The 12403-nt window shown below is 42.4% G+C and carries 14 protein-coding genes; 5 read left to right on the forward strand and 9 right to left on the reverse strand.

What is annotated here, in order from left to right; genetic code table 11:
• Positions 1-47 precede the first annotated feature (47 nt).
• From AC4CVD_RS01950 to AC4CVD_RS01970, 5 genes are all read right to left on the reverse strand, one after another.
• Entirely contained in the window at positions 48-449 is a 402-nt protein-coding gene (locus AC4CVD_RS01950) for an NF045616 family extracytoplasmic (lipo)protein (RefSeq protein ID WP_335343051.1), read from the reverse strand.
• Complete coding sequence (locus AC4CVD_RS01955) at positions 446-1144, reverse strand: hypothetical protein (protein WP_005400878.1); 699 nt, start codon at positions 1142-1144, stop codon at positions 446-448. The genes AC4CVD_RS01950 and AC4CVD_RS01955 overlap by 4 nt, the downstream gene beginning before the upstream one ends.
• A complete protein-coding gene (locus tag AC4CVD_RS01960) occupies positions 1134-1613 on the reverse strand; it encodes a PAAR domain-containing protein (RefSeq protein WP_490753488.1) in 480 nt (159 codons plus the stop codon). Before AC4CVD_RS01960 ends, AC4CVD_RS01955 begins: the two co-directional genes overlap by 11 nt.
• Positions 1614-1636: 23 nt before the next feature.
• A complete protein-coding gene (locus AC4CVD_RS01965; RefSeq protein ID WP_490751898.1) occupies positions 1637-2587 on the reverse strand; it encodes an IS481 family transposase in 951 nt (316 codons plus the stop codon).
• A 273-nt stretch (positions 2588-2860) separates the two neighbouring features.
• Complete coding sequence (locus AC4CVD_RS01970; RefSeq protein WP_004978908.1) at positions 2861-3481, reverse strand: TetR/AcrR family transcriptional regulator; 621 nt, start codon at positions 3479-3481, stop codon at positions 2861-2863.
• A 78-nt stretch (positions 3482-3559) separates the two neighbouring features.
• On the opposite strand from AC4CVD_RS01970, the gene AC4CVD_RS01975 reads away from it, so the two are divergent.
• The gene (locus AC4CVD_RS01975) at positions 3560-5212 is read left to right on the forward strand and encodes an acyl-CoA dehydrogenase family protein (RefSeq protein ID WP_490751900.1); all 1653 of its coding nucleotides are present in this window, start codon (positions 3560-3562) and stop codon (positions 5210-5212) included.
• 6 nt (positions 5213-5218) lie between these two features.
• On the opposite strand, the gene AC4CVD_RS01980 is transcribed toward AC4CVD_RS01975, so the two are convergent.
• Both AC4CVD_RS01980 and AC4CVD_RS01985 read right to left on the reverse strand, forming a co-directional pair.
• Positions 5219-6355: a DUF389 domain-containing protein gene (locus AC4CVD_RS01980; protein ID WP_490751902.1), complete on the reverse strand. Its 1137-nt coding sequence runs from the start codon at positions 6353-6355 to the stop codon at positions 5219-5221.
• Between the two features lie 282 nt (positions 6356-6637).
• Positions 6638-7090 carry an Lrp/AsnC family transcriptional regulator gene (locus AC4CVD_RS01985; RefSeq protein ID WP_490751904.1) on the reverse strand — a complete coding sequence of 151 codons (453 nt, stop codon included), beginning with the start codon at positions 7088-7090 and terminating at the stop codon, positions 6638-6640.
• Positions 7091-7241: 151 nt separating this feature from the next.
• Between AC4CVD_RS01985 and AC4CVD_RS01990 the strand changes: the two genes are divergently transcribed.
• Both AC4CVD_RS01990 and AC4CVD_RS01995 read left to right on the forward strand, forming a co-directional pair.
• The gene (locus tag AC4CVD_RS01990) at positions 7242-7856 is read left to right on the forward strand and encodes a LysE family translocator (protein WP_490751906.1); all 615 of its coding nucleotides are present in this window, start codon (positions 7242-7244) and stop codon (positions 7854-7856) included.
• Between the two features lie 189 nt (positions 7857-8045).
• Positions 8046-8234, forward strand: coding sequence for a DUF7230 family protein (locus AC4CVD_RS01995; protein ID WP_004978921.1), 189 nt, complete (start codon positions 8046-8048; stop codon positions 8232-8234).
• Positions 8235-8240: 6 nt separating this feature from the next.
• Here AC4CVD_RS01995 and ptsP read toward each other — a convergent pair whose 3' ends face one another.
• Entirely contained in the window at positions 8241-10538 is a 2298-nt protein-coding gene (gene ptsP, locus AC4CVD_RS02000) for a phosphoenolpyruvate--protein phosphotransferase (RefSeq protein ID WP_004978924.1), read from the reverse strand.
• A gap of 81 nt (positions 10539-10619) precedes the next feature.
• Positions 10620-11102, reverse strand: coding sequence for an RNA pyrophosphohydrolase (locus tag AC4CVD_RS02005; protein WP_004692547.1), 483 nt, complete (start codon positions 11100-11102; stop codon positions 10620-10622).
• Between the two features lie 182 nt (positions 11103-11284).
• On the opposite strand from AC4CVD_RS02005, the gene AC4CVD_RS02010 reads away from it, so the two are divergent.
• Both AC4CVD_RS02010 and AC4CVD_RS02015 read left to right on the forward strand, forming a co-directional pair.
• The gene (locus AC4CVD_RS02010; RefSeq protein WP_004692545.1) at positions 11285-11935 is read left to right on the forward strand and encodes an HAD family hydrolase; all 651 of its coding nucleotides are present in this window, start codon (positions 11285-11287) and stop codon (positions 11933-11935) included.
• A 179-nt stretch (positions 11936-12114) separates the two neighbouring features.
• The gene (locus tag AC4CVD_RS02015) at positions 12115-12360 is read left to right on the forward strand and encodes a DUF2789 family protein (RefSeq protein ID WP_004978928.1); all 246 of its coding nucleotides are present in this window, start codon (positions 12115-12117) and stop codon (positions 12358-12360) included.
• Positions 12361-12403: the final 43 nt, after the last annotated feature.

The following is a 12403-nucleotide window of genomic DNA, read 5'->3' on the forward strand; positions in this document are numbered from 1 at the left end:
TATGGCGTGAATTATGTTAATTTTAAAGTGGATTAATGCGATAGGAGTTATTCACATGTGCTTTTTCCAGCCTCTACCTGTTTAATACTAATACCGCTGTTATTTTCTAAAATACAAATTTGAGAGTTAAATGACTTATTAATAGTGCTTAAAGTAATTGTATAAGCTAAATTTTTTTCTAACTTATCTAATGGGATAGCTATACAATTTTTTTCACTAATAGGTAAGTCTGTTTTTGAGTAAGATTTTTCATATTCACTTTGATATTCTTTAGAAAAGTCAATTTTTGCAAAATGAACTAGAAAATTATCTTTTCCATAATCTTTAGATTCATTCGTGAAAAGACATAAATTATCATTAATAATTTTTGTATTAAGATCTCGACTCTGCTGATTACAACCTATAAGCACCATTGCTACAAAACTATATATTATTTTTTTCATAATCACGATTTCGGTAATAAATTTTTATTTGAGGGGTTAAGTAAAAAATCTCCCAATATTTTCTCAACATAGCCTAATAATTGTAAACTTTTTTGATGATGATCCCGTTTGGGATTAACTTTTTGTAAATAACAAGCATCAAACCAAAACTCAATAATTCTACCTTGTTGTTCAAAGTTAAAATCTTGAAATTTTTTATTTAAATCTCGACCTCCTAAGTCCGTGTCATAGGCTTCTAACTCATTGTCCGAGTCAACAGAATTGACCTCCGAAGTATATCCTCCTTTACATAATTGTTTTATCCCAAGCCAACCAGTTGATGTCCCCATTTGATATTGCCAAACATGTACCATTTCATGAATAAACCAATGACGGTTTTCACCTGTAGCTTTGCTATAGTCAGGTGTTTTTAAGTAATCATCTTTCGGTAAATAGATTTCCCCAGCAGGCGTCATGGCATTACCTGTTTTTGTATGTATTAAGCCACCTAAATGTATCCAGACCTTAGAGTAATCAATTGCATCTTTAAAAATCAGGCGAGACATAGCTATTTCACCAGAAGTTAACTGTCTTTTACTTCCGACTTTAATAATAGTAGCAGCTTGATTTTTCATCTCTGCATCTATTTTTTGTAATTTAGAAGTTATACTCTTTAAAACAGTATTTTTAGGATTTCCTCTGCCTGTTACTCTATTCGCCATGTTCATGATCCTCTAAAATTATTCTTATTTCTAGTTCTTCTTCTGTTTCACTAGTAATAAAATGAGTAAACCCTTCTTTATCCGTTTTACCGTGGAAAGTTTCACCATTCATGTATATTTCATAACATACATTAGCTAAAGGTTCTCCTGTTAACTCATCCTGTAGTACAAATTTTTGTCCGTATTTAAAATTAGGTTCAGCTACAAAACTATTAGTATTATTAGATACAATTTTTGGACTACTAGCCCCACTACTCATCACAGCTAAATCAGAAATTTTTAAATATTTTGATCCACAACTAGAGGTATCACCAACAGCAACAATGCTTTTTCCACCCACGACCATAAAACCTTGATTAGAAGCTATTGCACGTGATTGAACCTTACATTTAGGGCAAAAATGAGTCATACCATCAAGATGTACTGCCTTACCTTCGACTAAAAAAGATGAGTCACCTAAAACAATGATTCCACCATGATCTGTTTTACAACCTACTTGTTTAGTCCCGGCATTTGATGGATCGGATCAATTTTAAAAAGTTCAGGTTCATCTGTCCACTGTTTGCAGATGAATTCGTAGGGAGTCAGGCCCCTGAGTGTTTTGAGTCTGCGGCCGAAGTTGTATGCAGCAATAAAATCAGCAAGGTGAATGCATAGCTGAGTGTGATCGTCGTAATGGAACCGTTTGACAGTAGCTTCTTTAATCGTTCGGTTCATCCTCTCGACCTGTCCATTGGTCCATGGATGCTTAACCTTGGTAAGACGATGTTCAATGCCACATTCAGTACAAACCCGATCAAAGATGTGCTCAGAGGCGTAGCGATCACAGGTGCGGTTCGTGAACTGGATGCCGTTATCTGTTAGCACCGTATGGATTCTATAGGGCACAGCCTTAACCAGATTGCGCATGAACTCCGCGGCTGCCATCTTACTGGCTTTAGTATGCAATTCAGTGAACGCAAACTTGGAAGTGCGATCAATGGCAACGAAGAGATAAAGCTTACCCTGTGCTGTTTGCATCTCAGCGATGTCGATATGAAAGTAACCAATGGGGTAGCTCTTGAAGCGCTTCCTGACAGGGCGATCACCTTGTACCTCAGGCAGTCGTGAAATACCATGCCGCTGTAAGCAGCGGTGTAACGACGAGCGTGTCAGATAAGGAATACTCGGCTGCAATGCATAAAGGCAATCGTCTAGCGGCAACAAAGTGCGTTTTCGAAAAGCAACAATTGCCGCCTCATCTTCAGGCGATAACACGCTTGAGCGAGGATTCTTTGGGCCGGTTGTAAGATCATCTACTGAAGTACGTTTCTTCCATTTTGCGACGGTCTTTTGATTGATGCCGTAACGCTTGGCTAGCGTTCTTAAGCTCTCTTGACTATTTTGTATTGCTCGACGCACTGCCTGTGTCGTTGTGGCGCTGCTGTGTAGAACTTGTCCCATAGTGCTTCCTTCCATTTATCTGAGAATATTGCACCATTAAAATCTGGGACTAAACACCTACTGTGATTAATGCTTTCATTTATTTTTTATAATTTTTTAACGATATTGTTATTAAACCATAAGAATTAAACGATACAAAATTCCAAGGAATACCCTGAAATATTGATTCCATTTTAGATTATAGGGCTTACACGATCCTAATTTTAATATTGTTATATATATCAATTATTTAAAACTTAAATGTAAGCGCAAAAATGAATAGAATGCCTATTTTTATTCAAACTTAAGTTTTCCTAAACTTTGAACAATATCCTTTTCAAGTTCCTTCCACTCCTCAAACTCAGGCTCAACCAGCAAAGTCTGCGACACAAAGCCATAACACACTCGTTGCATATTTAAAGCCATATGCTTGAGCTGTTCATCATCTTGTATAGACGGCTCTAAAATGCTGCGCCACATTTGTACCATCATGGCATAGCTTTTACGGTAACTTTCAATATTTGAAATCTGCCGTTCCAGCAAAAAAGTCTGTGCCCAAAGAAACTGTCGAGCCTGAATCTGCTCAAGCTGAAAGTGAATAATTTGCTGTAAATAGTCCTCAAAAGTTAATTTTGTGGATAACTCCATCAGCCTTTGTGCATAACTTTTTAGCTGCTCCGCATTAGTTTTCACATGCTGATGAATGGTCAATGCAACCAAATCTTCCTTCTTTGAAAAGTACTCATAAAAGGTACCTAAACCGACTCCCGCCACATCGGTAATTTCCCGAATGGTAATTTCGTGTGCATGGCGCTCATGCAAAAGCCGAACAAAACTTTCTTGCAAAGCTTCTTGGGTGAGTTTGGCTCGCGATTGGCGCGGCCTGCGGCGGACTTGGATCTCGGGATTCTTCATAGCACAAAGCTGAACATGGCAGACTCCATTTTTCTCTATACTGAAATGAAAAGCACAGCATAACAAGAGCAAAATGATATGAATACGGCATGGATGACCCATCAAATTAGTAATCAGTTTGATGAACTAGAAAATTACAACCTGTTTGAAACTGATACTGTTTTACAAGAAATTCTCACTCGTTATGGCAGTCTGGATCAGGCAAGACTCACAGCGATGGGGGAAGTTGTTGGTTCAGCGGAATATTATGACTATGCTGAGCTCGCCAATAGGCATACGCCTATTTTACACGCCTTCGATGCGCGCGGACGCCGTAAAGACTTTATCGAGTTTCATCCTGCATGGCATAAATGGATGGGGTTAAATCGTCAGTTCGATACTCATGCACATCCGTTTAATCATCCCAATTCATCCTCAAAATGGGTCGAGTGGGCAGCGCGTTTTTATTTGGCAGGGCAAGTGGAATGCGGAAACTTATGTCCAAATTCGATGACCTTAGGCAGTATTCCACTGATTCAACGCGAACCTGAACTGTGGGCCAAAATCGGCGATAAGTTACTTTCAACCGAATATGATGAACGTGATGTGCCGATCAGTCAAAAAAAATCGATTTGGCTGGGCATGGGCATGACCGAAAAGCAAGGTGGTTCAGATGTGCGTGCCAATGAAACCATGGCTGTACCAATCGCAGAGTCGGGGCGCGGACAAGCTTATTTACTCACAGGACACAAATGGTTTTTTTCTGCACCGATGTGTGATGCACATTTGGTGGTGGCAAAGACGGAACAAGATGGTTTGGCGTGTTTCTTTGTGCCGCGCTGGCTAGAGGATGGCACCAAGAATCCAATTCATGTGCAACGCTTAAAAGAAAAAGTCGGCAACCGAAGTAACTCTAGCTCCGAAGTCGAATTTAAAGAGGCGTGGGGCATTATGATTGGGGAGGCGGGACGCGGTATTCCAACCATCATTGAAATGGCGAACTATACCCGTTTGACCTGTTCGGTGGGCAGTACTGCCATGCTTAGACAGGCCTTGGTGCAATGCATTGCCTATACCCATCAGCGTAAAGCCTTTGGTAAGCATTTGGCTGAACAACCACTGATGCGCGCTGTATTGGCAGATTTAGCCTTAGAAACGGAAGCAGCAACGCAACTCAGTTTTCATTTGGCACACTGCTATGAAACGGATGATACGCTGTCTGTGGCGTGGAAACGCATTATGACCCCAGCTTCGAAGTTCTGGATATGTAAACGTACTGTGGAACTCACAGGGGAGATGATGGAAGTCTTTGGTGGCAATGGCTATGTCGACAACGGCATCATGGCGCGTATTTTTAAAGAAGCGCCAGTCAATACCATTTGGGAAGGCTCAGGCAATGTCATGTGTTTGGATGTGCTGCGTGCTATCAGCCGTGATGTAGAGTCGATTGAAATCCTGTTTCAAGATTTGGCTACCACGGCTATGCAAGATGAACAGTTGAAACAAGAGCTGCAAAATCTATTTCAGTTGTTCCAACAGACACCTGAAGAACTACAATTTATGGGGCGCAGTTTGGTCAGCCGTTTAGTGATTTTGGCACAAGCAGTCCTGCTGAAACGGCATGCACCAGACTATGTGGCTGATGGCTTTATTCAAAGCCGTTATAGTCCATTTCATGGTCGGGTTGTCGGGATGCTTGAGATGAAACAACCCGACGTAGAACGACTACTGCATAGAGCATTTGTAGCTTAAAGCTCTTTATTGTACGGAAAGCTTTTGCGCTTCATCTTGTTCGAGTTTGATGTTGGGGCTGTCTTCAGCCTGAATAATATCAATCGGAATAAAGCGGACTTGAACAATGCTTGGGTTATCGTTCAAGTCTGGCAATAGCTTTTGATTGAGTGCTGCAATTTGCGCTGGGCTAGGCGGAATATCTCCACGGATAGAGACACGGACTAAAGTGAAATCATCTCTTTTATCGTATTGGATGGTATCAATAATATTATTGGCATGGTTCAGCTCAGTGCTAATGGTCGCCTCGGTACTGCTTTCGTACAGCCGTGTATTGAGCAGCGCATAAAAGTTGAGTGAGAGATAAATCCCTAAAAGTGCCAAGAACATTAGGCTAACAGCATTACGTTTGAGAAACTCTTTGACACTACTCTGCACTTCTTCGGTGGAACCCCGTCTAAAGCCTGCAATCCAAAGGACTAAAGATGAGCTAATCTGAATGGCGAAGATGTTGGTCACTGCCAGTAAAAATGCATTGGCTGAGTTTTTCCATTCCATATGTGCAAATAAAATCCCGCTGGCCACCAAGGGCGGAACTAAGGCTGTCGCAACGGCGACGCCCACTACGGCCACAGACAGGCGAGGGGATACTGAGGCAAAAGCACCTGCGGCACCCCCTGCTAAAGCAATCATCAAATCCAAAATGGTTGGCTGCGTGCGCGATAAAATTTCATTGGTCATAGGTAGGTCATAGTTCACCAGCCCTAAAATGATCCCAATGCTATAAATCATGGCAACGCCAAGTAACAAGGTCGACAACGCGGTTTTAAACAGCAGCCATCGGTTATCAATTAAAGCCAAGGCAATGCCTGAAATCGGCCCCAGCATCATGGCAACCAACATCGCGCCAATCACCACCGCAGCAGAGTTGGACAGCAGTCCATAGCCTGCAATAACGGCAGCCAAGGCATTCATAATAAAAAAGGTTTTGCTTGGCAGTGCATCCGCTTGGATGTTTAATCGGACTTTTTGGTGGTCAATTTTTTTGGAGTTTTCGCGCAAGGCCTGCTTATAACGAATTTTTTCTTTTAGAAACTCATACTTTTCTTGGTCTGGCGTATCTTTGACCACAATGGTTGCATCTTTGTCTTTTCCGAGTGGCATGGCGATGCTCTTATTTTGTCTGTGATTAAGATTTAATCTAGCGCTTTTATCAAGGGAAGCAAACAAAAAAATGGTGAGAAATAATATGATTCACGCTTCAATTTAGAATATGTGCTAATCACTTTCTTTTTATTGAAGCGAGGCTTCTCGATTTTGTTGAACATCATTCATTAACAAGGACTTTTTAGCACCGAGCAGGACAGATTTTCTTGAAATCGCGAGGCCATTCAGAAAAAGACAGATCAATTACAGATGTTTAGCTGACCCTAGAGCATATTCTTGTTAGAACAAGACGCTACGATTGGAAATAATATTTTTCATCACCATGGTAGAGATGAGACGTTGCACATTTGGCAGTGCTGACAAGTGCTCATCATAGAGTTTTTGATAACTTTCTAAGTCATAGGTCACGACATGCAGCAAATAGTCGGGGTCACCAAAAAGTCGCTGCGCTTTCACAATTTGAGGAACCTTAAGAATCGCGTCTTCAAGACTCAGCACCGAATCTTTATCGCCATTTTTTAGGGTCACAAAAACAATGGTGGAGAAATTCAAGCCGAGTTGGGAGATATCTAACTGTGCGCGATAGCCTTTGATAATACCTGCATCTTCTAAGGCTTTGACTCTGCGGTGACAGGGGGAGAGGCTAAGCCCCACTTTATGGGCCAGCTCCGTGACAGATAAACGACCATCGGCTTGCAGTTCAGCAAGAATCTTCTTATCAATTTTATCCATGTGGAAGAATCTCCCCTTTTTAGGCGTTATTGCACAAATATTTGAAAGCACATTTTAGAGCCTAAAGGATATCCTTTCAAAATTATTTGATACAGATCATTTTTTGATTGGGTCAAACCTCCAAAACGGTGATGGATAAGAGAGGAAAGGGATGTCATTGAATATTTTAATTGCATTTTGGGGTGTTTCGATCCTGTTTGTGATGACACCAGGTATAGATTGGGCCTATGCCATTTCGTCGGGGATACAGGGCAAAAGAGTCTTGCCTGCGGTAACCGGGTTATTAACAGGGCATTTGATGGCGGCACTGATTGTTGCGGCGGGTATGGGGACATTGGTGACCAGTCAGCCCGTATTGCTTCAAGTGCTCACGGGTGCTGGGGCTGTTTATTTGCTGTGGATGGGGCTGAGTCTGTCGATGCGTCCTGCGAGTATTAGCAGTGATCAGGTTGCCATCGCATCGTCAAAGTCATGGTACATTCGAGGGGTTTACTTGAGTGGATTAAACCCGAAAGTCCTGCTGTTATTTTTGGCTTTATTGCCGCCCTTTATCGACCCGCAAGCGGCTTTGTCACCCACCTCTCAAATTGTTTTATTGGCGGGGATTCACCTCATGAGTTGCGCGGCTGTTTATTTCTTGGTTGGATTTAGTGCGCAAAAAGTTTTGGGCACACGCCCACAGGCTGCTAGGGTGGTCAGTCGAGTGTCAGGGGTATTGATGATGTTGATTGCGATGATTTTATTGTTAGAACAGTTTTATGTCTAAGCGATATTTTAAGCATATGGATCAAAGGCAGTGCAAAATAAAGCATTGCTTTGACCTGAAACTGAATTGAAAAATAGCGCATGAGTTGGGGGACATAGGCCTAGCCAAAATCGCTTGTAATACGTTCAAAAAGGCGTAAAATTTCTACTGCATCATCAGCGAGATGATCACATCAATAAGGTGAAAAAAATGGCAAAGAAGAAAGCTGAGCCAAAAGTTGTGATTCACAACTTCGTGGCTAAACATATGCATGAAGTCAACCAAAGCCAAGTCTTTGTAGACCGAAAGAAAAATGCAAAACGAGGCTATGACAAGCACAAAAAAGGGAGATATTCAGATGATTATCTCCCTTTTTTAATGTCCGTTCTTTGGGTTTAAAGACCTTTAAGCCGTCACAATACGTGTTGCGGATTTGACCATATCGGCCAAACCATGGGTTTTAAAATAATATTCCATCTGACTTTTCACAATGAGTGGATTACTCATTTTCAAGGCACGCTCTAACAATTCGACCGCATCTGGCATTGGGACATGACAAATGGCTTTGCGTACACGCAGAATGTTGCTTGAGCTCATTGATAGGGTATTGAAGCCCATTGCCATCAGTAAGATCGCTGATAAAGGATCGCCCGCCATTTCCCCACAAATACTGACTGGCTTGTTGTACTTATGACACTCTTTGACTAAGCGGGTGAGCGCACGTAAAACCGCAGGGTGGAAATGTGAATAGACATTGGCGACACGTGGATTATTACGGTCAACGGCCAGTAAGTATTGTGTTAGGTCGTTTGAACCCACCGAGAAAAAGTCAACCAACTCTGCAAACTCTTCAATTTGTAATAAGACACTTGGTACTTCGACCATGATCCCGATTTTCGGTTTGGTGATTTTGACCTGTTCTTCTTCTTGTACCGCGACCCAGTCACGCTCCAGTAAATACAACGCTTCTTCTACTTCGCTGACACTGGTTACCATCGGCAGTAGAATATGTAGGTTGTTGAGACCAATACTGGCTTTGAGCATGGCACGAATTTGTGAAGAAAAAATTTCAGGATGGTCAAGCGTAAAGCGAATGCCACGCCAGCCCAGCGCTGAGTTTTCTTCCTCAATTGAAAAATAAGGCAAGTCTTTATCGGCACCGATATCGAGGGTACGCATCACCACAGGTTTGTTGGCGAAGTGACTCAACTGTTGACGATAAATCGCACGCTGTTCTTCTTCACCTGGAAAGCGATCACGTAGCATGAACGGAATTTCAGAGCGATATAGACCAACGCCTTTGGCACCGCGTTGTACACCACGGACTACATCAATCATCAAGCCAGTATTGACGAACAGTTTGACTGCGACACCATCAGGGGTGATGGCATCTTTGGTTTCATACTGTTTTAAATCTTTGGCAATCAGCTCTTCTTCTTTTTGAATTTCTTTATAGCGACTACGTAAACGGCGAGGTGGATTAATAAACACACGCCCTTGGTGCGCATCGACGATCATTTCCACATCATCGAGGGTATTAATTGGCAGTTCAGTGACACCAACCACGGTTGGAATACCAAGTGCGCGCGCCACAATCACCATATGCGAGTTCATGGCGCCTTCGGTAGTGACGATGGCTGCAATTTTATCGACTGGCAGTTCAACCAAGGCTGCGGTTGAGATTTCTTCTCCAATCAGAATACTTTCATCAGTAAGTTCACGGTGGCTGGAGTCGGCTTCTTGCAAATAGGCCAAAATCCGTCGTCCGAGATCTTTTAAGTCAGCGGCACGTTCACGGAGATAGTCATCTTCCATCTGTTCAAACAGATCAATATGATTATCGATGACGATACGCACTGCACCTTGTGCCCAGTTCCCATCACGAATTTGTTCTTTAATTTCTGCTGGCAGCGCATTTTCATCCAACATACGTAAGAACACGCTAAACAGTGCACGCTCTTCCGCCATGAGGGCATCTTGCATTTTGTCATCAAGCGATTTGATTTCATCACGCACTGAGGTGAGGGCACGATCCAGCAGTTCTAATTCTTCACTGATGTCATCGGCTTCACGGTCAGGGACTGCAGCCAAATCCGCAGGGGGATAGAGAATGACGGCACGCCCTAATGCAATTCCACCTGAACCCGGTACCCCTTGGAAGGTTTTGTAGGCAGGTAAATTACTCGGTTTACGAAATACATCGATATTGCCTACCGCATGCGCATGCGCAATAACCCCTGAAAGCTGAGCACAGAGCGTGACGAGGAAGGATTCCGCAGCTTCACTAAAGTCTTGCGACTCTTTGTTTTGCACCACAAGTACGCCCATCACTTTACGGCGATACATGACAGGTACACCGAGGAACGAGTTGTAAATTTCCTCACCTGTTTCAGGTAAGTACATAAAACGTTCATGTTTCGGTGCATTGTCAAGGTTGACGATTTCTTCACGCTGACCCACCAGACCGACCAAGCCTTCACTGGTATGCAGTGAAACATGGCCGACCGAATCGGGGTTCAAACCTTTCGATGCCATCAATAAATAACGTTGATTGCGTTCATCGAGTAAATAGATGGAGCAAACGTCAACATGCATGGCTTCCGCCACATGGTTGACCATAATGTCGAGTGATTCATGCAAACTGGTGGACGCATTGATTTCTTGTACAATGCGTCGAAGGGTATCCAGTTGCATATTCGACATCGCGTCTACTCCAAAAATAATGTGCGTCCAACTTATTTATAACAAGAGATCCTTAAAAAATCTGTAGGATGTCTAGATTTTTTAAGGCTTTTTTTGAGGGAGTTGATTGCACAGCTCCACCATCGCTTTGCGGTATACATCGCGTTTAAAATTCACAACTTGCCCCAGCGGGTACCAATAACTGACCCACTGCCATTGGTCAAACTCAGGCGGATCAGACAAATTCAAACGAATATTCTGAGCGGGAGCAGTGAGTTTGAGTAAAAACCACTTTTGTTTTTGTCCAATACATACGGGATCGGAATCTGTACGAATGTATCGGTGCGGCAAACGATAACGCAGCCAACCTTTAGTTTGCGCTACAATTTGGACGTGTTCGGGCAGTAAGCCAACTTCTTCTCTCAGCTCACGATAAAGTGCCTGTTCAGGGGTTTCTCCATATTGGATACCTCCTTGTGGAAATTGCCAAGCATTGTGTCCAATGCGTTTTGCCCATAAAACTTGTCCAAACTCGTTTGCCAAAATGATCCCGACATTGGGTCGGAAACCTTCCGAATCGATCATTTGGCTACCTAAATATTGTGTAATTTATGACTTTGCGATCGGGGATTTTTATTTCTGTATCCAACTCGAAAAAAGCAAAGTTTAAAAATGTTAAAATTGCTATGATCTTAACGAATTTCTATCGACTAGCGGAGATAGATTTACAAATTTTTTCTTAAATTTCAGTTTTTACGAGTATTTTCATGAAATTGGCGCTATTTGATCTCGATCACACCTTGTTAAACACCGATTCAGATCATTCTTGGGGAGAGTTTTTGGTGAATGAAGGCTTGGTCGACCCAGTTCGCCATCGCGCCATGAACGATAAATTTTATGAAGACTACAAAGCAGGGCAGCTAGACCCGATTGCCTATAATGAATTTGTATTTGAATTTTTAACTCAACATGACAATGCCTACCTCACTGAACTGCATGAACTGTTCATGCACAAAGTGATTCGCCCGCAAATGCGTCCTGAAGGTTTTGCAGCCATTGAAAAACACCGCGATGCTGGACATGCTTTGGTTGGCATTACCGCAACCTCTGATTTTATTACGGCACCGATTTTTCGTGAATTTGGGATTAGTGAAATTATTGCGACCAATGCTGAAGTGGTGGAGGGTAAATACACGGGCAAAGTGATCAATACACCATGCTATCAAAAAGGCAAATTGACGCGTTTAGATCAATGGCTTGCAGGGCGTGATGTCAGCGAGTCTTGGGCTTATTCAGATTCCATCAATGATCGCTTTTTACTTGAATATGCTGACCATGCTATTGCCGTCAATCCAGATGACCGCCTAGAAGCATTGGCTAAAGAGCAGGCATGGGAAATTCAAGACTGGTCGATTTAAGTATCTGTCTTTCGTTGTTTAAAAAGGCTGCTTTCGGGCAGTCTTTTTTATTTGAAAGAGATAAAATAGTGGGGCTATAGGTGGGCTGATCTTGGAAAATTAACCAAATATGCTATGTTGAATCTTGGCTAAAGCTATTTTGACTATGAAAAATTAGAACATAAGCGTGGAGAAAAAATATGAGTGTACGACCAAGAATGACCCACCTGTTTGAGCAACTCGGTTTAGATGCGAGTGAAGAGGCCATCGCCTTGTTTATTGTAACGCATCAGCTCAACGCACAAACCACGATTGTTGATGCAGAGTATTGGACTGAAGCACAACGTCAGTTTTTGGCAGAAAAAATTAAATCGGACGGTGAGTGGGCCATCATTGTGGATCAGCTGAATGAATCCCTGCATGAAGATTCACTCATCCAAAAATAAGTAGAACTTAAAGAGGCTGAGCGTCGAAGCTTTGCCTCTGTTT

Source organism: Acinetobacter sp. LipI_23 (assembly GCF_058243045.1).

Excerpts from the sequence above, each read along its gene's own strand:
- AC4CVD_RS01955 (WP_005400878.1), bottom strand. The coding sequence starts at position 1,144 with ATGGCGAATAGAGTAACAGGCAGAGGAAATCCTAAAAATACTGTTTTA.
- AC4CVD_RS01965 (WP_490751898.1), bottom strand. The coding sequence starts at position 2,587 with ATGGGACAAGTTCTACACAGCAGCGCCACAACGACACAGGCAGTGCGT.
- AC4CVD_RS01970 (WP_004978908.1), bottom strand. The coding sequence starts at position 3,481 with ATGAAGAATCCCGAGATCCAAGTCCGCCGCAGGCCGCGCCAATCGCGA.
- AC4CVD_RS01975 (WP_490751900.1), top strand. The coding sequence starts at position 3,560 with ATGAATACGGCATGGATGACCCATCAAATTAGTAATCAGTTTGATGAA.
- AC4CVD_RS01980 (WP_490751902.1), bottom strand. The coding sequence starts at position 6,355 with ATGCCACTCGGAAAAGACAAAGATGCAACCATTGTGGTCAAAGATACG.
- AC4CVD_RS01985 (WP_490751904.1), bottom strand. The coding sequence starts at position 7,090 with ATGGATAAAATTGATAAGAAGATTCTTGCTGAACTGCAAGCCGATGGT.
- AC4CVD_RS01990 (WP_490751906.1), top strand. The coding sequence starts at position 7,242 with ATGTCATTGAATATTTTAATTGCATTTTGGGGTGTTTCGATCCTGTTT.
- AC4CVD_RS01995 (WP_004978921.1), top strand. The coding sequence starts at position 8,046 with ATGGCAAAGAAGAAAGCTGAGCCAAAAGTTGTGATTCACAACTTCGTG.
- ptsP (WP_004978924.1), bottom strand. The coding sequence starts at position 10,538 with ATGTCGAATATGCAACTGGATACCCTTCGACGCATTGTACAAGAAATC.
- AC4CVD_RS02005 (WP_004692547.1), bottom strand. The coding sequence starts at position 11,102 with ATGATCGATTCGGAAGGTTTCCGACCCAATGTCGGGATCATTTTGGCA.
- AC4CVD_RS02010 (WP_004692545.1), top strand. The coding sequence starts at position 11,285 with ATGAAATTGGCGCTATTTGATCTCGATCACACCTTGTTAAACACCGAT.
- AC4CVD_RS02015 (WP_004978928.1), top strand. The coding sequence starts at position 12,115 with ATGAGTGTACGACCAAGAATGACCCACCTGTTTGAGCAACTCGGTTTA.